This window comes from Caulobacter soli (assembly GCF_011045195.1).
In the GTDB taxonomy this organism is placed as follows: Bacteria; Pseudomonadota; Alphaproteobacteria; order Caulobacterales; family Caulobacteraceae; genus Caulobacter; species Caulobacter soli.
This window is the reverse complement of record NZ_CP049199.1, coordinates 4,159,118-4,178,955: the sequence shown is the minus strand read 5'-3', so window position 1 is coordinate 4,178,955 and position 19,838 is coordinate 4,159,118. Positions and strand designations below refer to the sequence as shown.

Genomic DNA, 19,838 nt, shown 5'->3' with positions numbered 1-19,838 from the left:
CGAGGACGCCCCCTCCGTCACGATGCATATTCGCATCGCGCCACCTCCCCCGCGATGCGGGTGAGGAGGAACTTGACGCCTCTTCTCCTCACCCGTGCAACGGGGGAGGTGGCGCGTCGCGAAGCGGCGTGACGGAGGGGGCGTCACCGCCCGTCACCACCCCTCCGGCGGGCGATGCAGCCGCGCTTGCGGGATCAGGGCCCGCATCTTCCGCCCGAAGCTCCGCAAGGACACCTCGGTGTCCGCCAGCGGCCCGGCCGTGAAGCTCCGCGACGCCATGCCCTGCTGCACGCGGGCCACCAGCTCGGTGTCCTCGGCGTTGACCTGGCGGTTGATGCGCCAGTTCAGATACCGCGCCGCCTTCATCTCGCGCCGCGCGTCGGGCAGGGCGTAGGCGATCTCGCGGATCAGGGTCTGGGTCGGCGAGACCGGGATGAACTGCATGAAGTCCACCTGGTCGGGATAGATGTCGAAGGCCTGGTTGGGCCAGAGCTTGAAATAGGTCCACAGCCGCTTGCGCTCGGCCGGCAGGTGTTCGACGTCGGGCAGGACCTGCTGGTACATCCGCTCCGAGGGATTGTGCGACGGCTCCTCGATCAGCTGGCCCCACATCTTGTCGACCCAGGTTTCGGCTTCCACGCCATAGCCCCGCCCGAACAGCCGGGTCAGGCCGGGGTGGGCGATGGGGATGTGCAGGCCGTCGGAATAGTTGTCGCTGATGTTCTTCCAGTTCACCGTCCGCGGCCGCAGGGTGACGCGGCCGAACGGGATCATCTCCTCGAAGCGGTAGGGCTCCAGCTCGTGGTCGTAGGGGGCCATCATCTGCGCGACCGACGGGCCGTCCCCCTCCAGCCGCACGAAGACGAAGCCGCGATAGACCTCCGTCTGCACGGGCGCCAGGCCCTGCTTGTCCATCTCCAGCGCGGGATAGGTCTCGCGGTGCGGCACGCCGATCAACTGGCCGTCCAGGGCGTAGGTCCAGGCGTGGTAGGGGCAGACGATCCGGCCGCAATGGCCGCTCGGTCCGTCCAGCAGCCGGGCGGCCCGGTGACGGCAGACATTGGCGAAGGCTTTGACCCCGCCGTCCTTGCCGCGCACGACCACGGTGCTCTCGCCCAGGAAGTCGAAGGTGTGGAAGTCGCCGGCTTTCGGGATGTCGTTCAGATGGCAGACGATCTGCCAGGACGGGCGCAGGACCTTGTCCTGCTCCTCCTTGAAGAACCGGGCGTTGTCGTAGAGCCAGCCGGGCAGGCCCCAATTTGCATCAGGATCGGCGGCGTCGGGGTCGTGGTTGGGGAGGTTCAGGTCCATCACGACAATCCTCCACCATCATGCCGGTGAACACTTGCCCCCACCTGGCGGCTTCGCCGCCTGTCCGCCCCCATAGGGGGCGGAGGCTCGCGCACCGCGCCGGCGGCGTAGCCTCTTCCCCCTATGGGGGAAGACGATCGCGAAGCGATCCGTAGGGGGCAAGTGATCGCCATCACCGCCCCACCAGGCTCAGCTTCACCGCCGTGCCGAAATCCCGGTCCCGCAGGATCTCCCGCGCCGCGTTCCGTCCCGGATTGCCCGAGACCCCACCACCCGGATGGCACCCCGCGCCGCACATGTAGAGCCCCTTGATCGGCGCCCGGTGGCTGGCGTGCCCCAGCACCGGCCGGGCGGCCCACAGCTGGTCCAGCGACATGTGGCCGTGCATGATGTCGCCGTTGACCAGGCCGAACTTCCGCTCCAGGTCGACCGGCGACAGGATCATCCGTCCCAGGACCGACGCCTTGAAGTTGGGGGCCCACTGGTTGACCGTGTCGATGATCAGGTCGGCGGCGGCCTCGCGCTCGTCGTCCCACGAGCGGCCGTCGGGCAGGTCCCAGGCGAACTGCTGGCAGAACAGGCTGGCCACGTGCTGGCCGGGCGGGGCCAGGCTGTCGTCCAGGGTGGAGGGGATCAGGATCTCGACGATCGGCCGCTTGCTGATCCCGGTCGCCTTGGCGTCGCGGTAGGCCTCGTCCATGTAGTCCAGGGTCGGCGACAGCACGATGCCGCACTGGTGGTGCTCGGCCACGGCCTTGCCGGGCAGGCAGGTGAAGTCGGGCAGCTCCGACAGGGCCACGTTCATCCGGAAGGTGCCCGAGCCGTTCTTGTAGCCCTTGATCGCCTTCTTGAACGGGGCGGGCAGGGCCGAGGGGGCGACCAGCGAACCATAGAGCAGGGCGGGGTTGAGGTTGGAGCTGATGATCGGCGCCCGGTACTGGCGGCCGTCGACCAGTTGGACGCCGACGGCGGTCTTGCCCTTGGCGCCGTCCTCGACATGGATCGCCTCGACCGGGGCCTTGAGCAGGATCTCGACGCCCTTGGCGCGGCAGGCTTTCGCCATGGCTTGCGTGATCGACCCCATGCCGCCGACGGCGTGGCCCCAGGCGCCCTTCTTGCCGTTCACCTCGCCGAAGGTGTGGTGCAGCAGCACATAGGCCGAGCCGGGGCTGTCGGGGCTGGCGAAGTTGCCGACCACGGCGTCGAAGCCGAAGCTGGCCTTGACCGCGTCGCTCTCGAACCAGCCGTCGAGAAAGTCGCGGGCGCTCTTGGTGAACAGGTCCAGCAGGTCGCGCTTGCGCTCCAGGCTGAGGCCCGCCATCCGCGAGCCCTGGCGCAGGCCCCGCAGCAGGCCCGGCAGGCCGTCGCTCAGATTGGGCGGGGTCTCGCCGGCCAGGTCGCGCAGCACGTCGCCGATCTCGTCCAGCATGTCGTAATAGGCCGGCAGGCGCTCGGCGTCCTTGGCCGAGAACTTGCGGAACTCGGCCTGGGTGCGCTCCAGCCCGCCGCCCAGCTTCATGTAGGACGTGTCGTCGATCGGCAGGAAGTTGGAGATCGGCCGCTCCAGGATCCGCAGGCCGTGGCCGTGCAGGTCCATGTCGGCGATGACCTTGGGGCTCAGCAGGCTGACCGTGTAGCTGGCCACCGAGTTGCGGAAACCCGGATGGAACTCCTCGGTCACCGCCGCCCCGCCGACCACGTCCCGCGCCTCGCAGACCGTGACCTTCAGCCCGGCGCTGGCCAGGTAGAAGGCGCAGACCAGACCGTTGTGCCCGCCGCCGATGATGATCGCGTCGCGGTGTTGGGTGGCGGTGGTCATGGTCTTCTCCCCTGGGTGGGGAGAGGTTGCTATACGAGTGTAAAATAGGCAAGCGTGGTCTAAAGCCTCCCCCTGTGGGGGAGGCTTTAGGTGCGCTCCGCGTCCCCCCGCGCCGTCAGCCAGTACATCACCGGCGTCGCCACCCGCGACAGCACCGTGCTCGTGATCAGCCCGCCGATGATCACGATGGCCAGCGGCGAGTACAGCCCCGACCCCTCCATCGCCAGCGGCAACAACCCCCCAATCGCCGTGACGCTGGTCAGCAGCACCGGCAGGAACCGCACCTCGCCGGCCTTTTCGATGGCGTCGTGCAGGCCCATGCCGTCGCGCCGCAGCTGTTCGGTGAAGTCCACCAGCAGGATCGAGTTCTTGATCTCGATGCCGATCAGGGCGATCAGCCCGATGGTCGCGGTGAAGCTCAGCGAATAGCCGGTGATCCACAGCGCCGCGACCGCGCCGAACAGGCCGAACGGGATGATGCCGGCCACCACCAGGGCGGTCTTGAACTTCTGGAACTCCAGGACCAGCACCGCCAGGATCCCGAACACCGCCACCATCACCGCCGCGCCCAGCCCCGCGAAGCTCTCCGACTGCGCCTCGGCCTGGCCGCCCAGGCTCAGGCGGTAGCCGGGCGGCATCGGCAGCTCGCGGTTCAGGCGGGCCAGGGCGTCGGCCGTGACCTTGGCGGTCAGGTAGCCGGTCTGGACGTAGGACGTCACCGTCACCGTGCGCTCGCGGTCGAAGCGGTCGATCCGCGCGGGGCTGGAGCGCAGGGTGGGCGAGGCGATGGACCCCAGGGGCGCGGCCTCGCCCTCGGCGGTGGGCACATACAGCTTGGCCAGGTCGGAGAGGGTGTTGTGGTCGCCGGCCTGGAGCGCCCCGGCCGAGGCGGTCATCGGCAGGCGCACCTTGACCGCGTAGTCGTCGCCATCGGCGTCGCGGAAGCGGCCGGTCTCCTCGCCCGACAGGGCCAGGCGGGCCACGCGGCGCGGGGCGCCGGCCGGCACGCCCAGGGCGGCGGCCTTGCCCTCGTCGACGCCCAGGTCCAGGTCCGTGCGATCCAGGCGCATGGGATTGTTGACGTCGCGCGCGCCCGGCGTCGCCTTCAGGATCGCCTCGGCGCGGGCGGCCAGGGCCTTGAGCACGTCCAGGTCGCGGCCGGTCAGGCGCACGGCCACCGGCGCCTCGATGGGCGGGCCGTTCTCGAAGGTGACGACGCTGATCTTCGCCCCGGGGAAGCGGGCGAAGTCGGCGCGCAGGCCGTCCAGCACCTTGTCGCTCCTGCCCGGCTCCCAGGCCTTCAGGCTGGCGAACACCTCGGCGTAGGTGGTCGAGCTTTCGCGCTGGGACTGGTTGTAGAACACCTGCGGATTGCCGCGTCCCAGGTTGTCGGCCTGCCAGATGATCTTCGGCTCGGCCTTCAGCCGGGCCTCGACGAAGCGCAGGGCCCGGTCGGTGCGCGACAGCGGGCTGCCGTTGGGCGTCTCGATGCGGATCAGGAACTGCGGGGTCTCGGCGGCGGGGAACAGGCTGGAGCCGACGATCTTCAGCATTGGAACCGTGGTGGCGCACAGGGCCAGCATGATCGCCAGCGACAGCCACGGCCGGGCCAGGCCGAAGTGCAGCACCGGCCGGTAGAAGCGGTGGATGCCGCCGTTCACCGCCCGCAGCAGGCGGTTGCCCTCAGGGTCGGAATGCTTGTCCAGCACCCGGCTGGCCAGGAACGGGATGATGGTCATCGACACCAGCAGCGAGGCGCCGACCGTGCACAGCACCGTCACCGGCAGCGACTTGATATAGGCCCCCGAGCCGGCCGGCAGGGCCATCAGCGGCAGGAAGGCCAGCATCAGGCAGGCGGTGCAGCCCAGCACGGCGAGGGCGATCTGGTTGGCGCCGTTGACGGCCGCGGCCGTGCGCTCCTCGCCCTCGCGGATGCGGCGGGCGATGTTCTCGGTGATGACGATGCTGTCGTCGACCAGCAGGCCCAGGGCCAGCACGAAGCCGGCGATGGACAGCTGGTTGAGGGTGAAGCCGAACGCCTGCAGCAGCGACAGGCCGATCAGCAGGCTCAGCGGGATCGACACCATCACCACCAGGCCCGCGCGAGGCCCCAGCGGCAGCAGGGTGATCAGCACCAGCACCAGGGCGATGCCGAAGTCGCGGAACAGGTTGCCCAGGCGGTGCTCGACATTGCGGGCCTGGACGAAGCCGCGCTCCAGCTTCACCCCGGCGGGCAGGGTCTTCTCGTAGTCGTCCAGCACCTTGTCGACGGCCTTGGTGATCCGGGCCACGTCCTGGCCGTCCTTCTGGGTCACCGTCACGAACACCGCCCGCTTGCCGTTGAAGCGGGTCAGGTGGGTGGGCTCGTCCTGGGCCCAGGCCACGTCGGCCACGTCGCGCACCCGCAGTACCTGGCCGCCGACCGAGCGGACGGGCGTGTTCTGGATGGTCTCCAGGTCGCGAAAGGCGCCGCCGGCCTTGACGTTGAACCGCCGCTCGCCCGCCTGCACCGCGCCGATCGGGGCCTCGGCGCCGTTGGCCTTCAGGGCGTCGGAGACGGCGGTGGCCGGCAGCTTCAGCGCCGACAGCCGGGCCAGGTCCAGCGACACCCGCACCTCGCTGCTGGGCGTGCCCCAGTACTCGGAGCGGCGCACGCCGGGCACGCGGTCGATCTGCTCGCGCAGCCGGTCGGCCACCTTCTCCAGGCGGCGCATGGGCAGGGTGTCGCTGACCAGGGCGGTCTGGACGATGGCCACCTCGGTGGTGCGCACCCGCTCGATCTCCAGCCGCGCCAGGCCGGCCGGCAGGTTCCCCCGGATGGCGTTCACCTCGCGCACCACCTGGTCGTACTTGCGCTCGGGATCGACGTTCCAGGTGAAGTGGACGGCGACGATCGCCGCGCCGTCCAGGCTGGTGGAGATCACCTTGTCGATGTCGTCCAGGCCGTAGACCGCGTCCTCGATGGGGTGGGCGACCAGTTGCTCCATCTCGGCCGGCTCCGCCCCCGGCAGGACGGCGCGGATGACGACGATGGGCACGGGGAAGTGCGGGTCCTCCGAGCGCGGCACGCTGGAGAAAGCGTTCAGCCCCAGCATGATCAGCAGGCCGAAGGCGACCAGGGTGAACTGCCAGCGGTGGACCGCGAAGCCGGCGAGGTCGAACTTCATGCGGAACGCTCCACGCGCTCAACCGGCGGGGGGAAGAAACCCTCGTCCTTCGACAAGCTCAGGATGAGGGTTTCTAGTGAACCGCCATTGAAGTCGTCCTCATCCTGAGCCTGTCGAAGGACGAGGACGTTCACGAGCGCTGACGGCGAGGAAAGGGCCACGCCGCTCATCGCTCCGCCGCCTTCCCCAGCGCCTTCGGGTCGGTCACGCTCACCCGGTCGCCGTCCGAGACGAACCCGGCCCCGGCGGTGATCACCCGGGCGCCGTCGGGCAGGCCGGCGACCAGGGCGTCGTCGCCGTCGAAGCCGCCGAACTGGACGGGGGTGCGCCTGGCTCTCATCTCCCCCTTGGCGTTGTCCAAACGAAGGACGGCCGCCTTGCCGCCCGAAGCTTCCAGCACCGCCTCGGCGGGAACGCGGGCGAAGCCGGAGCCGGCGGTGGCGGCTACGTGGCTGGCCAGGCGGGCGGTGGCGATCTGGCCGCTGCGAAGCTCGGGCCGCGCCGCCACCTCGATCTCGACCGTGACCGCGCCGGTGCGGGCGTCGGCCGACTGGCCCACGCGAGTGACATGGCCGGACAGCACCTGGCCGGGCAGGGCGTCGACGCTGACCTCGACCGGGGCGCCGACCCCGATCCCGGCGACATCGCGGTCGGGCAGGGGCACGCGCAGCACCAGCGGGCTGGCCAGGTCGGCGACGCTGACCACGGCCTGGCCCGGCTGGACCACCTCGCCGGCCTGGGCCTTGCGCTCCAGCACCACGCCCGAGGCGGGCGAGACCAGCTGCGCCCAACGCCGGTCGAAGGCGGCGCTGCTGTAGGCGGCGTTGGCCGAGCGCACGGCGCTCTCGGCGTCGTCGACCCGCACCTTGGCCACATAGCCCTTGGCGTAGAGGGTCTTGGCGCGCTCCAGGTCGCGGCGGGCCTTGTCGAGGTCGGACGACATGGCCTGCTGGCGGGCGTCGACGGCGGCGGGGTCGATGGTGGCCAGCACCTGGCCGGCCCGGACGGGATCGCCGGCTTCGACGGAGACCCGGGTCAGCACCCCGGCGATGCGGAACGACAGCGCCATCTCGCGGCGGCGCTCCAGGGTTCCGGTGGCGGAGACGCCGCCGCTGGCGCGCGGGGCGGAGACGGCGACGGCCTCCACCGCCTGGGGCGGCGGCGGGGCGGCGGGGGTCTTGGCGGGGCCGCAGGCGACGAGGGCGAGCAGGAGCGCGATGGACGCCCCCTCCGTCACGAGGCTGCGCCTCGCGCCACCTCCCCCGCGATGCGGGTGAGGAGGAAGCGGAGACATCCTTCTCCTCCCCCGTGCAACAACGGGGGAGGTGGCCGCGAAGCGGACGGAGGGGGCGTCGTCCGCCGATCCGGCTCCCAAGTCCCCGCCCATGACCCGCCCCCTCGACTATCGATCAGTGATAAGTTATCAGTGATAGATTATCGCGACTTGTCAAGCCGCGCCCGGCCTGGGAAAGGCTCCAGCACGATGAAGTCGCCGCAAGTCCGATCGCCGCGTAAACCCAAGGGCCAGGGCGCCGAGCGCCGGGAAGAGATCCTCGACGCGGCGCTCAGGCTGTTCAGCGCCAAGGACGTGCACACGGTCTCAACCCGGCAGATCGCCGAGGCGGCGGGCATCAGCCAGCCGGCGCTCTACGCCTATTTCGCCACCAAGGACGACCTGATCGCCGAGCTGTGCGTGCGGGCCTTCGCCAAGCTGAAGGCGCGGATGGACAACGGCCGCTCGTGCTGGTCGCCGACGCCGGAAATGTTCGACCGGGCGATGATGACCTATATCGACTTCGGCCTCAGCGAGCCCGACGCCTACCGCGTGGCCTTCATGGTCGAGAAGAACCACGACGGCTCGTTCCTGGCCCGCACCGGCGGCCGCCCGATGGCGGCGGGCATCGAGGCCTTCCAGGCCTTCGTGGCGATGATCGCCGAGCTGCACGCCGCCGGCCTGACCCACGACGACGACCCCCTGCGCCTGACCCAGACCCTGTGGGCGGGGCTGCACGGGCTGGTGTCGCTGCTGATCGCCCGGCCGGAGTTCCCGTGGGTGGAGCGCGAGGCGCTGATCGCGGGGCACATCGCGATGTTGCGGCGCGGGGCGCTGAAGTAGAGAGGGTTTCGGAAAGGCCGCGCCGCGCCTATATCCGCGCCTTCCCTTTTCGCTCCACGAGACATCCCATGGCCAAGCTGCAGCTTCTCGAAACCTTCAGCCTGCAGGAAACCGAGGACGGCTACCGCCTGCTGGTCTCGGCCGTGGGCGGCGAGGCGCTTTATGTCTCGATCACGCCGGACCAGATGGACGACATCATCGAAAGCCTGGAAGCGGCCATGGGCGGCGAGTCCGACGACGAGGGCGTCGAGGAAGACGAGGCGTTCTAAAGCCTCCCCCTGTGGGGGAGGCGATCGCGTAGCGATCGGTGGGGGAGTTGTAGGATCGACGACCCGGAATTGGGCCGCCTGCCGATCACTCCCCCCTCCGTCGGCTTCGCCGACACCTCCCCCACAGGGGGAGGATCTAATTCCCTCCGGCCCCTTCACTCCCCCTCTGTCAGCACCTGCCCATTGATCAGCTGCGCCCCCAGCATCTTCACCACTTCCGGGCTCTGGGCGAACTTGCCGTGGTTGAGGCTGTCGCCGGCCTTCAGCTTGGTCAGGTCGATGACGGTGATGTGGCCGTTGGCCTCCAGCTTCGAGCGATAGGGCTCCTGGCTGGGGTCGATGGCGCCCAGGCGCATCAGGTTGCCGGCCAGGAAGCGCGAGATCAGCAGGGCCCGGTCGTCGCGCGACACGAAGATGGTGATGTGCGGCGGGTTGGGACCCAGGGCCGCGAACTGGTGGGCGAACACCTGGGGATCGATATCGGGCGAGGCCAGGACGACATTGTTGATCTTGGCCGGCAGGCCGCCGCGCCGGATGGCCAGCTGGCGCAGGGCCTCCATGGTCAGGTAGGTGCCCATCGAATGGGCCACCACGGTCATCTCCTTGACCCGCGGCGCGTCGGCCGCCTTGGTCAGGGCCTCCTCCAGGGCGTCGCGGGAATAGATGGCGCTGTCGCGGTCGTACTCGTAGTCGAACAGCTTGCCGCGCGAGGGCCAGGTGAACAGCAGCGGCGCGGCGTCGGCCTTGGAGTCGGCCACCAGCTGGGCGAAGCGGTAGACCGACGCCTCGAACCGGGTGTTGAAGCCGTGCACGAACACCAGCAGCCGCGCGTGCCGGCCGCCCATGCGGTCGAACCAGGCCAGGGTGTTGGCGCGGTCGGACGGGGCGACGCTGAGGGTGGCGAACTCGGTGGCCGGATCGGGCGGCTCGTGCTTGGGCCACTCGACGGCGCCGACCTTGTGGTTGGGCGGCACGGAGACGACGATCTCGGTCCCCGAGGCGCTGGCGTCGCGCTCGCCGCCATAGATCACCCCGGGCACGGGCGAGGCGGCGCGGGTGGTGACCACCATCATGTCGATCTGGGTGGTCCCCGGCGGCGGCGGGGCCGCCGTAGGGATCAGGAACCCCTTGGGCGTGCTCCCGCAGGCGGCCAGGACCAGGGCGGCGGCCAGGACTGCGGAAAGGCGTATGGCCACGGCGGTTTCCCCAGGCTGGCGCGCATCGTCGCAAACGCCGGGGACGCGTAAATCCGGTGATCTACCGAAGCGACGCCGGGCAGACCCCGTAGTCGCGCCCGTGGGCGCCTATGGCGCCACGACCTTCCCGAGGGCCTGGTCGGCGCTGTTGACCCGATGAAGCGCGAGCGCGAGCTCGGCGGCCGCCTGGGCGTCGTTGGCGCGAATTTCGGCCTGCTTGTCGCTTCGTTCGGCCGTCTTGGAGGCGGGCAGTTGGGCCAGTTCCGCGTTCAATTTCGCGGCGTCGGTCGCGAACTTCGCCAAGTTGTCGAAGGACTGCTTCGTGGTTGAATTCGGAGCGCCGTAGTCCAAGGGCGCCGTGATCGCATCCAGCTTGCCCTGGAGCGCGGCGACATCCGCCGCCGGCATGTCCTTGTTGTTCTTGGCCTTGTAGTCCGCCTTCGTCTGTTCGACGAGCAGATGCGCCCGGCCCTGCGCTCGTTGAACCGCTCCATTGAGCTTCAGGATCGCGTCGCCGGCTCGCCCCGATACTTCGCGGCGCTCGGTCGGCGCGGGGCCGTCCGTGGCGCCCACCGCCGGATCGTCGACGCGGCCCCGCAGGTTGAAGTCCACCTTGTAGCCGGCCTGGCTGAAGGTGCTCTTCAGCGCCTTCATGCCGGCCGGATCGTCGGCGATGGTCACGGCGGAGTTCACTTCCTTCATTCCCGCCACGAGGCTGCATTCGCCGTTGTAGCGGATGGCGTCGGCGATCGCGGCCTCGACGGGATAGTCGCTGATCGACTGGGCCTGGCGGACCGTCATGTCGGCCCGCATCTTGTCGCGCGAGGTGTTGATCGCCTTGACGACGGCTTCCATCCACTGCTTGCGGAAGAAGTCCTCGTTGGCCTCGGTGCGAAGGCCGGACGAGATCCCGGCCAGGCCCGACAGGAGCCGGGCGGTCTGCTGGTTGGTGGTGATGGCGCCGGCGCCGGCCAGGCTGGTGGCCAGGCCGCCGAAAATGAAGTTGGAGGACGCCTGGGTCCCGTAGATGGTTTGGGCGAAGGTGGCGCAATTGGCGTCCGAGGCGCCGAGGAGCCGCGCCTGAAGGCGGTCCCGTCGATCCTCGGCCGGCCCGAAATCATCGTTGAGCGGTTCGTAGAAGGCCGCCAGCGCCGCTTCCAGCCGCATGCGCTCCTGTGTCAGGCGATCGTCCTTGCGCGAAGCCGAGCTGGCTTCGCCAAAGCCCAGCAAGGTCAGCAGGCTCTTGGCGGACACATTGCTTCCGGCCGCCTTGCACGCCTCCGGAAGCGTTTCGGCCTTCAGGCAGTCGGCGATCTGGCCTCGCGGCGGCAGGCCGGCCGGGTTCAGGGCGACCGTCAGGTTGACCGCCTCGATGATCTTGGGGTTTTCCACGGCGGGACCCGCGCCGTCGACGCGCAGCAGGTTGTGGGACGCGCATCCCGACACCAGAAATCCAACGCAAATGACCGTCGCAAGCTTTCGCATAAGCCCCCCAATGCGCTAAACCCATGGCTGAAGCTTAACTATAATATTTACCCTGAAGGTTGCAATCTTGAATCGTGTGAAATCTAAAACTCGCGAAAAAGGATATGTCAGCCGACGCCGCGCCTGAAACCCGCGCCCGCCTTGCGACAGCCGCCGGCGATACCTGCTAGAGACACCGCCATGTCTCGCTCCGTCCCATCGCCGTCCGGTTCGTTCGGCCTGCGCGCCGCCCTGCCGTATGTCTGCCTGGTCAGCGCCATGGTGTCGCTGTGCGCAGGCACATCGTTCGCCAAGAGCCTGTTTCCGTTGGTCGGGGCCCAGGGGACCAGCGCCTATCGCGTCGGCTTTTCGGCCTTGGTGCTGTGCCTGGTCTGGCGGCCGTGGCGGTTCAGGCTGGCCCGCAAGGACCTGATCGCCGTCGCCGCCTACGGCGCGGTGATGGGGGCGATGAACCTGTGCTTCTACATGGCGCTGCGGACCATCCCGCTGGGCCTGGCCATCGCCATCGAGTTCACCGGGCCGCTGAGCCTGGCCATGGTCCATGCCCGCAAGCCCATCCACTTCGCCTGGATCGCCCTGGCCGTGGCGGGGCTGGGCCTGCTGCTGCCGCTCGGCGACGCCAACCTGAACCTGGACCCCGTCGGCGTGGGCTTCGCGGTCGCCGCGGCGGTGTGCTGGGCCGGATACATCGTCGCCGGCCAGCGGACCGGACACCTGCACGGCGGCCGCTCGGTGGCCCTGGGGATGACCACGGCGGCTCTGGTCGTGGCGCCGTTCGGCCTGGTCACGGCTGGCGCGGCCCTGCTGGACCCGCGCGCCATGGCCCTTGGCCTGGTGGTGGCGGTGGTCTCCAGCGCCATTCCCTATTCGCTGGAGATGGTCGCCCTGCGCGGCATCTCCAAGCGCAGCTTCGGGGTGATGTTGAGCCTGGAGCCGGCGGTCGGAGCGCTGGCGGGCCTGCTGTTCCTGGGCGAACACCTGGTGGCCCGGCAATGGCTGGCCATCGCCTTCGTCATCGCCGCCTCGGTGGGCACGGTGGTGACCGACCCCAAGCGCGAGACGACGGAAGCGCCGCTGCATGACTAAGGCCCGGCGCTCCCGATCTTTATAACTTCCTTATACCCGCGCCCCAGAATCCACATGGCGCCCTTACGCCGACCGCCTGTAGGTCACCGCTCCTTCCGCCGGACCCAAAGCCTCATGGCCCACACCTCTCCCGAGCCGACCCACCCGGGCGCCCGCGCGGCCCGGTTCGGGGCGCTGGCGCTCGGCGCCCTGGGCGTGGTGTTCGGCGACATCGGCACCAGCCCGCTCTATTCGATGCGCGAGGCCCTGGCCCATGCCGGCGGGGTGGACCCGCGCCTGGCGGTGTTCGGCGTTGTGTCGCTGGTGTTCTGGGCCCTGACCCTGGTGGTCACCCTGAAATACGTCGTCATCGTCATGCGGGCCGACAACGGCGGCGAGGGCGGCACCCTGGCCCTGATGGCCCTGGCCCAGAAGGCGCTGGCCAAGCGCTCGAACTGGCTGGTGCTGCTGGGCATCCTGGGCGCGGCGTTGTTCTACGGCGACGGCCTGATCACCCCGGCGATCTCGGTGCTGTCGGCGGTCGAGGGCCTGACCACGGCGCCGGTGATCGGCGCCCATTTCGCGCCGTTCGTCCTGCCGCTGGCGGCGGTGATCCTGCTGGCCCTGTTCGCCGTGCAGTCGCGCGGCACCGAGGTGGTGGGGCGGTTCTTCGGCCCGATCACCCTGGTCTGGTTCTTCACCCTGGCGGCCCTGGGCCTGCCGTTCATCCTGCAGCGGCCCGAGATTCTGCTGGCCCTGAGCCCGGTCTACGCGATCAAGCTCCTGATGGCCGACGGCCTGCTGGGGGTGACGATCCTGGGCAGCGTCTTCCTGTGCGTGACCGGGGCCGAGGCCCTCTACGCCGACATGGGTCACTTCGGCAAAGCCCCGATCCGCGCCGGCTGGCTGGTCGTGGCCCTGCCGTGCCTGATGCTGAACTATCTGGGCCAGGGGGCGCTGTGCCTGGTCCGCCCGGCGGCCATGGACAACCCGTTCTTCGGCCTGATCCCGCACGCGGTCTATTGGCCGGTGATCCTGCTGACCACGGCCGCCACCATCATCGCCAGCCAGGCGGTGATCACCGGCGCCTTCTCGGTCACCCAGCAGGCGGTGCAGCTGGGCCTGCTGCCCCGCCTCGACATCAAGCGGACCAGCGAGACCGTGGCCGGCCAGATCTTCGTGCCGCAGGTCAATGTGGCCCTGGCGATCGGGGTGCTGTTCCTGCTGTTCATGTTTCGCACCTCGTCCAACATGGCCTCGGCCTATGGGGTAGCGGTGACCACGACCATGGTGGTGACCGTGGCCCTGCTGTTCGTGGTGGCGCGCCGCCACTGGGGCTGGCCGTTGTGGGCCTGCGTGGCGCTGCTGGCGCCGTTCCTGGCGCTGGACCTGGTGTTCCTGGGCTCCAACGCCCTGAAGATCGCCGACGGCGGCTGGGTCCCGCTGGCCGCCGCCGGGGCCATCGCGCTCTTGATGTGGACCTGGCGGGCGGGCAGCGACCTGCTGCACCAGAAGGTCCATCGCGACTCCATCGGCCTGACCGACCTGATCGACAGTCTGCGCGCCCGGCCGCCGCATCCGGTGCCCGGCGCGGCGATCTTCCTGACCTCCGACCCGTCGGTGGCCCCCGTCGCCCTGCTGCACAATCTCAAGCACAACAAGGTGCTGCACGCCGAGAACGTGGTGATGACCGTGCGCACGGCCGACCAGCCGCGCGTGGCCGAGAAGGACCGGATCGAGATCGAGTCCCTCGGCACGGGCTTCAAGCGGGTGACCGTGCACTACGGCTTCATGGAGACCCCGCACATTCCACGCGCCCTGGGCAGCTGTCGCCGCCGGGGCCTGGCCTTCGACCTGATGTCGACCTCGTTCTTCGTCGGCCGCCGCACGGTGGTGGCCTCGCCCGGCGTGGGCATGCCGCTGTGGCAGGACAAGCTGTTCATCTGGATGGTCAAGAACGCCGCCGACCCGATCGACTTCTTCCACATCCCGGCGGGCCGGGTGGTGGAAATGGGGTCGCAGGTGGTGGTGTAGGCGGGGCCTACTCCGCCGCGTAGACCACCGGATGCACGTGCGCCCACAGGTGGGCCCTGTACGTGTCGAAGCACTGCTCGCCGCAGATCAGGCGCATGACCGCCCCCTCGGCGATGAACCGCGCGCAGTGGGGGAACTCGCTGACCAGGGGATGCAGGGCCTCGGCGTTCCAGGCCTTGGAGTGCTCGATGTCCAGCTGGGCGTGCAGGGCGAAATACTTGCGGGCCGAGGGCGAGACGCCCAGGCGCTTGAGGCCTGCGTCGACGCAGGCCACGCGGCCCGGCGCGGTCAGCTCGACCACGCCCAGGGCGCCGATAGACTGGTAGGTGTAGCGCCGCGTGGTGGCGAAGGCCGTCATGGTGTTGGCCAGGGCCAGGGACTGCCACAGGGTGGAGTCGATGGTCGGGGTCAGGCCCAGGACTTCCGTCGTGCGGGTCAGCATCGGGCCGTGCATGCCGGCCGCCGCGCCGCGACCCATCTCGTCCCAGTAGTTGCGGGCCAGCTCCAGCTTGGCGCGGTCGCTGACCTTGACCTGGGTCATGGCCACCAGGTCGTCGAAGCCGGCCTCGCCGGCCGCTTCCTGGGTCAGGAACCACTGCAGGTCGGGCAGGGTGGCCGCGCCCTCCAGCCAGTCGAACAGCGGGTCGTCCTGGCCGGGGCCGGTCTCCTGCAGCTGTTCGAACCAGGCCACGAAGTCGTCGGCGTTGGTCGGCACGTCGGCGACCAGGGGCAGGATGTGGTCGCGGAACTGCTCGACATATTCGCCTTCGATCCGCTTCATCCGGGCCTCTTCGGAAACCTCGGCGCGCCAGTCGGGATCGGGCATGCCCACCGCCAGCCGGCGGTGGTTCCAGTGGGCCAGGCCGCGGTGCAGGGCCTCGGCGTCGGGAAATTCGGGACTGAAGGCGCCGATGCGCGACAGACGTTCACCACCAAACACGGTGTGCTCCTACGGATCTTTTCTGGAATTCGCGGACGGAAAGGCCGCCCCGCGCGGGGCGGCCTCATCATTTGATCAGCGGATCAGCGCTGGCCGGTCTTGCCGGGCTCGATGGCTCCGGTGTCGACGCCGCCTTCCAGGCCCTCGTCCAGGCCTTCGACGCGCGTGCCCTCGATGCCTTCGTTGTCGCCGCTTTCGCGGCGCTGGCCCTGCTGGTTCTGCTGACCCGGCGCGTTGCGCGCGGCGTCGTCCGGCTGCTGCTGCAGGCCTTCGCGGTTGGTTTCGTCACCCATGGTGGTCGCTCCCTGATCGCGCCGGAGGCTTCCGGCGGGGAGAAGAACGGGGCGGAGCGCGGGGTGTTCCTAAGTCGATAGACCGACAAAAGGGCTGTGGTGGAGGCGGGGGACACACGCATGCGTGTGTCCCCGATCGGGGCTACCCGGCCATCGTCTCGCGCTTTTCTTCCAGCGCCAGCCAGTCTTCCTCGGCCGTGGCCAGGTCGGCGCGGGCCTTGTCGAGGTCCTTCATCACCTTGTCGAAGCCCTTGGGGTCGCGGGCGTAGAAGCCCGGGTCGGCCAGGCGGGCCTCGATGTCGGCGATGATCTTGGGCGAGGCGGCGACCAGGGCTTCGCATTCTTCCAGGCGGCGCTGGTCCTTGTAGGACAGCTTGACGGTCTTCTTGGGAGCCGGCGGCGCCGAGGGCGTGATCACCGCCTTGTGCGAGCCCGTGCCGGTGGCGAAGTCCCCCGCCGCCCCACGAGCGCCCTTGAAGAAGTCCGGGGCCTGGTCGATCAGGTCGGTCCAGCCGCCGGGGGTCTCCAGCACCCGGCCGTGGCCGTTCATGGCGATGGTCGAAGTGGCCAGGCGATCGATGAAGTCGCGATCGTGGCTGACCAGGATGAGGGTTCCCTCGAAATCGGCCAGAACCTCTTCCAGCAGGTCCAGGGTGTCCATGTCCAGGTCGTTGGTCGGTTCGTCCAGCACCATCAGGTTGGTGGGCGTGGCCAGGGCCCGGGCCAGCAGCAGGCGGTTGCGTTCCCCGCCCGACAGGCTGGTGACCGGCTGGCGCAGCTGGGCCTCGGTGAACAGGAACTCCTTGGCGTAGCCGGCCACGTGCTTGGGAATACCCCGCACCAGGATGGAGTCGCCGCCGCCGGGGGTCAGGAAGTCCCACAGGGTCATCTTCTCCGACAGCGCCATGCGGTTCTGGTCGACGTAGGAGATCTCCAGGTTGGTGCCCAGCTTGATGTCGCCGGCGTCGATCGGGATCTCGCCCAGCAGCATCCGCACCAGGGTGGTCTTGCCCGCGCCGTTGGGGCCCACCAGCGCCACGCGGTCGCCGCGCAGGATGCGGGTGGAGAAGTCCTCGACGATCACGCGGTCGCCGAACTTCTTGGTCACGTGCTTGGCCTCGACCACGCGCTTGCCCGAGGTGCCCGAGCTCTCGACGGCCAGGGTCATGCTGCCGCGCTTGTCGGCCTGCAGGTCCTTCTTCTGGCTGCGCAGGTCCATCAGGGCGCGGCGGCGGCCTTCGTTGCGGGCCCGGCGGCCCTGGACGCCGCGCGCCAGCCAGGCGTTTTCCTTCTCCAGCTGCTTGTTGAGGCGACGCTCCTCGTCGGCCTCGGCGGCCAGCACCTGCTCGCTCCAGACCTCGAACTCGGCGAAGCCCTTGTCGAGGCGACGCACCTTGCGGTGCTCCAGCCAGAAGGTGCGCTGGGTGACGCGGTTGAGGAAGGCGCGGTCGTGGCTGACGATCAGGGCGGCGCACTTGGAACCGGCCAGTTCCTCTTCCAGGGTCTGGATGGCGAAGATGTCCAGGTGGTTGGTCGGCTCGTCCAGCAGCAGCACGTCGGGCTGCTCGGCGAAGGCCCGGGCCAGGGCCGCGCGACGACGCTCGCCGCCCGACAGGCCTTGGGTGCTCTTGGCGTAGTCCAGGCCGAAGTCGGCCAGGGTGGCGTGGGCCTCGTAGTCCTCGGCCCCGCCGGCCGTGCAGTAGTCCAGCAGGGTCTCGCCGGTGATGTCCGGCTCCTGGCTGACATAGACGATCTTGGCGCCCGGCTGGGCGGCGCGCTCGCCGCTGTCGGCCTCGATGCCCTGGGCGGCCAGGATCTTCAGCAGGGTCGACTTGCCGGCGCCGTTGCGACCGACCAGGCAGGCGCGCACGCGCGGCTCCAGCGCCAGGTCGACGCCGTCGAACAACGGCTTGGCCCCATCGGCGAGGCGGACGTCCTTGAGAGCCAGGACAGGGGCGCGAGTCGGGGAAGCCATGATCGGGAGGGTCTAACTGTCGAACGGGAAGGGGAGGAGATGGGGGCGTATAGCAGGCGCGGCGAGGGGGCGGGGCGGTTTTCTTGGGGACTTGCGTGCGGGGGCGAAACTAGCGCTACCTTGGCGGGCATGACCGACGCCGCCGAACCGATCGCCAAGCCCTTCCGGCTCCATATAGCCGCCACCGTGGTCTTGGCCGGTCTGCTGTGGCTGGCCGACGGACGACTGTGGCCTTCGATCGCGGCCCACGCGGACATCTTTTTCCTTCCAGCCATGATGCTGCTGTGGACGTTCGGCTCTTGGCTCACCAAGTCCCGGGTAAGACGGATCTTGGCCGTCTTCCTTTACGGCGCGTGCTTCTGGCTGGCCGCTGAAGGGATATCGAGGCGGGCCGCCGAGGGCGGAGGGGCGCGCTTCGTGCTGGCCGTCGGCGCGGTCCCCCTGGCGGCGATCGCCGCCAGCGTGGCGTGGGATTGGGCGCCGTCCGCCTGGCGCGCTCGCATGGCCGCCTCGCCGATCGGGTGCAGCGTGGGGATTTGTCTACTCTTCGGGCTTGCTGGCGGCCTTCTGTGGGGCGTGACCGGAGCGGTCGCCGAAGGGGCCGACACGTGGACGCGCGTCCGCCTGACGGCGGTGCTTCTGGCGATGAGCGGAGGCTTGGTCCTGGCTCTCTGGCGACTGGAAGGCTGGGCTCGAAACTTCGCCTGTTGGGCGGTCGCCAGCTTGACCTGGACCCTTTTCATGACCGGCATGGCCTCAAGCGGCTCGCCGGATGAGATTGGCGTCGGCGGGTGGCTGGTCGCGGCCGTGCCGCCTCTGATCGCCGGCGTGGTGACGCTGGCCAATTTCCGGATCAGCAAGCGCTACCGCGTCTAGGCCGGGTCTAACCGGTTCAGGCCGCCAGCTTCACGGGCTCATCCGCCACGACCGGCCGCGCCATCACTTGGTCCCGCAAGCGCAGGAACGGTCGCTCGACCAGCACGTGCAGCACGGTCGCAGCGGCGAAGGCGGGCAGGACGTAGACCAGGAGGCCGGTCCAGCCGTGCAGCACCGCGTCGCCTAGCCAGCCGTGCAGGAAATGGTAGATCGGCTTGTGGACCAGGTAGAGGCTGTAGGCCAGGGCCGCCAAGCCGGCCAGGCCGCGTGGGCGGTGGCGGGCCAGCCAGGGCTCGAGATCCAGCAGGGCCGACAGCATCAGGGCGCAGCCCAAGGCGTACAGCGGATAGACCACGGTCGCCCCGGTCAGGCTCAGGATCAGGCCGTTGTCGCCGATCAGAACGACGGCGGCGATCCAGATCGCCACGGCCGCCGACGCGGCCAGCCAGGGCGGGCAGAGCCGGGTCCACAGCGCCGGGCGGAAGGTGCGCGCCGCCGCCAGCAGCACGCCCATCAGCAGGCCGTCCAGCCGGCACCAGGTGGGGTAGTAGATCAGCTTCTGGAACGCCCCGTTCGGCGGCTCGGGCAGGAGCGACAGGTCGCGCCACAGGGTGTAGCGCAGCGCCATGCCGCCCAGCAGGATCGCGCCGGCCAGGGCGATCGAGGGCCACGGTCCCGCCTTGCGCAGGGCGCCTGTACGAAAGATTGGCAGCCTCAGGCCCAGCACCAGGACCGGCAGGGTCAGGTAGAACCACTCCTCCACGCACAGCGACCAGGCCGAGCTGAAATTGCCGGCCCGGGTGTAGTCGAGGTCGAGGTTCATGGTGAAGGTCAGGAACCGCCACAGGGGCTGGATGCCCTTGCCGTCGGTGACGAAGGCGGGCAGGGCGAAATACAGCGCCAGCAGCACCAGATAGGCCGGCAGAATCCGGAAGGCGCGGCTGGCCCAGAAACGCTGGAGGTCGGGGGTCTCGCCGCGCGAGACCGGCCGCATCAGCTGGCCGCCGATCAGGTAGCCGCTGAGCACGAAGAACACGTCCACCCCCAGCCAGCCATAGGGCTTGATCAGGATCAGCCACTCGGCCGCGGCCGCCTTGGGCAGGTGCTGCAGCATGACCAGCAGGATGGCGACGGCCCGCAGGACGTCCGGTCCCACGGCGCGCGGCGGCCCGCCGGGCGGCGAGGGCCCGAACGCGACCTTCAGGCCGGCGATGGCGCGGGTGGTGAACGACACGGCGAGGTCCCGGGCGGTGAAGGCGCGAGCCTAGGGCGTCGTGGTTAAGGGGCGATGA

At 69.6% G+C, this 19,838-nt stretch carries 15 protein-coding genes; 5 read left to right on the top strand and 10 right to left on the bottom strand.

Features of this window, described 5'->3' with window-relative positions:
• Window positions 1–153 precede the first annotated feature (153 nt).
• From G3M62_RS19510 to G3M62_RS19495, 4 genes are all read right to left on the bottom strand, one after another.
• Window positions 154–1,311: an aromatic ring-hydroxylating oxygenase subunit alpha gene (locus G3M62_RS19510; protein ID WP_165190037.1), complete on the bottom strand. Its 1,158-nt coding sequence runs from the start codon at window positions 1,309–1,311 to the stop codon at window positions 154–156.
• A 172-nt stretch (window positions 1,312–1,483) separates the two neighbouring features.
• The gene (locus G3M62_RS19505) at window positions 1,484–3,130 is read right to left on the bottom strand and encodes a phytoene desaturase family protein (protein WP_165190036.1); all 1,647 of its coding nucleotides are present in this window, start codon (window positions 3,128–3,130) and stop codon (window positions 1,484–1,486) included.
• A gap of 86 nt (window positions 3,131–3,216) precedes the next feature.
• Window positions 3,217–6,297 (bottom strand): efflux RND transporter permease subunit, encoded by a 3,081-nt coding sequence (locus G3M62_RS19500; protein WP_165190035.1) that lies wholly within the window; start codon window positions 6,295–6,297, stop codon window positions 3,217–3,219.
• A gap of 166 nt (window positions 6,298–6,463) precedes the next feature.
• The gene (locus G3M62_RS19495) at window positions 6,464–7,534 is read right to left on the bottom strand and encodes an efflux RND transporter periplasmic adaptor subunit (RefSeq protein ID WP_246263332.1); all 1,071 of its coding nucleotides are present in this window, start codon (window positions 7,532–7,534) and stop codon (window positions 6,464–6,466) included.
• 246 nt (window positions 7,535–7,780) lie between these two features.
• On the opposite strand from G3M62_RS19495, the gene G3M62_RS19490 reads away from it, so the two are divergent.
• Together G3M62_RS19490 and G3M62_RS19485 are read left to right on the top strand one after the other, a co-directional pair.
• Window positions 7,781–8,413, top strand: coding sequence for a TetR/AcrR family transcriptional regulator (locus G3M62_RS19490; RefSeq protein WP_165190033.1), 633 nt, complete (start codon window positions 7,781–7,783; stop codon window positions 8,411–8,413).
• 68 nt (window positions 8,414–8,481) lie between these two features.
• Window positions 8,482–8,682: a hypothetical protein gene (locus tag G3M62_RS19485; RefSeq protein ID WP_165190031.1), complete on the top strand. Its 201-nt coding sequence runs from the start codon at window positions 8,482–8,484 to the stop codon at window positions 8,680–8,682.
• A gap of 155 nt (window positions 8,683–8,837) precedes the next feature.
• Here G3M62_RS19485 and G3M62_RS19480 read toward each other — a convergent pair whose 3' ends face one another.
• Together G3M62_RS19480 and G3M62_RS19475 are read right to left on the bottom strand one after the other, a co-directional pair.
• Window positions 8,838–9,878: an alpha/beta hydrolase gene (locus G3M62_RS19480; RefSeq protein WP_165190029.1), complete on the bottom strand. Its 1,041-nt coding sequence runs from the start codon at window positions 9,876–9,878 to the stop codon at window positions 8,838–8,840.
• A 108-nt stretch (window positions 9,879–9,986) separates the two neighbouring features.
• Complete coding sequence (locus tag G3M62_RS19475) at window positions 9,987–11,324, bottom strand: hypothetical protein (protein ID WP_165190027.1); 1,338 nt, start codon at window positions 11,322–11,324, stop codon at window positions 9,987–9,989.
• A 219-nt stretch (window positions 11,325–11,543) separates the two neighbouring features.
• Between G3M62_RS19475 and G3M62_RS19470 the strand changes: the two genes are divergently transcribed.
• Entirely contained in the window at window positions 11,544–12,449 is a 906-nt protein-coding gene (locus G3M62_RS19470) for an EamA family transporter (protein WP_165190025.1), read from the top strand.
• Window positions 12,450–12,563: 114 nt separating this feature from the next.
• Window positions 12,564–14,462: a potassium transporter Kup gene (locus tag G3M62_RS19465; protein ID WP_165190023.1), complete on the top strand. Its 1,899-nt coding sequence runs from the start codon at window positions 12,564–12,566 to the stop codon at window positions 14,460–14,462.
• Window positions 14,463–14,469: 7 nt separating this feature from the next.
• Here the strand turns inward: G3M62_RS19465 and G3M62_RS19460 are convergent, their stop codons facing one another.
• The 3 genes from G3M62_RS19460 to G3M62_RS19450 form a co-directional block, all read right to left on the bottom strand.
• Window positions 14,470–15,402, bottom strand: coding sequence for an iron-containing redox enzyme family protein (locus G3M62_RS19460; protein WP_205691906.1), 933 nt, complete (start codon window positions 15,400–15,402; stop codon window positions 14,470–14,472).
• 83 nt (window positions 15,403–15,485) lie between these two features.
• Window positions 15,486–15,695, bottom strand: a complete 210-nt coding sequence (locus G3M62_RS19455) for a hypothetical protein (RefSeq protein WP_165190021.1) — start codon at window positions 15,693–15,695, stop codon at window positions 15,486–15,488.
• A gap of 142 nt (window positions 15,696–15,837) precedes the next feature.
• Entirely contained in the window at window positions 15,838–17,670 is a 1,833-nt protein-coding gene (locus G3M62_RS19450; protein ID WP_165190019.1) for an ABC-F family ATP-binding cassette domain-containing protein, read from the bottom strand.
• Window positions 17,671–17,799: 129 nt separating this feature from the next.
• On the opposite strand from G3M62_RS19450, the gene G3M62_RS19445 reads away from it, so the two are divergent.
• Window positions 17,800–18,546, top strand: a complete 747-nt coding sequence (locus G3M62_RS19445) for a hypothetical protein (protein WP_165190017.1) — start codon at window positions 17,800–17,802, stop codon at window positions 18,544–18,546.
• 16 nt (window positions 18,547–18,562) lie between these two features.
• Here G3M62_RS19445 and G3M62_RS19440 read toward each other — a convergent pair whose 3' ends face one another.
• Window positions 18,563–19,780 carry an acyltransferase family protein gene (locus G3M62_RS19440; protein WP_165190015.1) on the bottom strand — a complete coding sequence of 406 codons (1,218 nt, stop codon included), beginning with the start codon at window positions 19,778–19,780 and terminating at the stop codon, window positions 18,563–18,565.
• Between the last annotated feature and the right edge of the window lie 58 nt (window positions 19,781–19,838).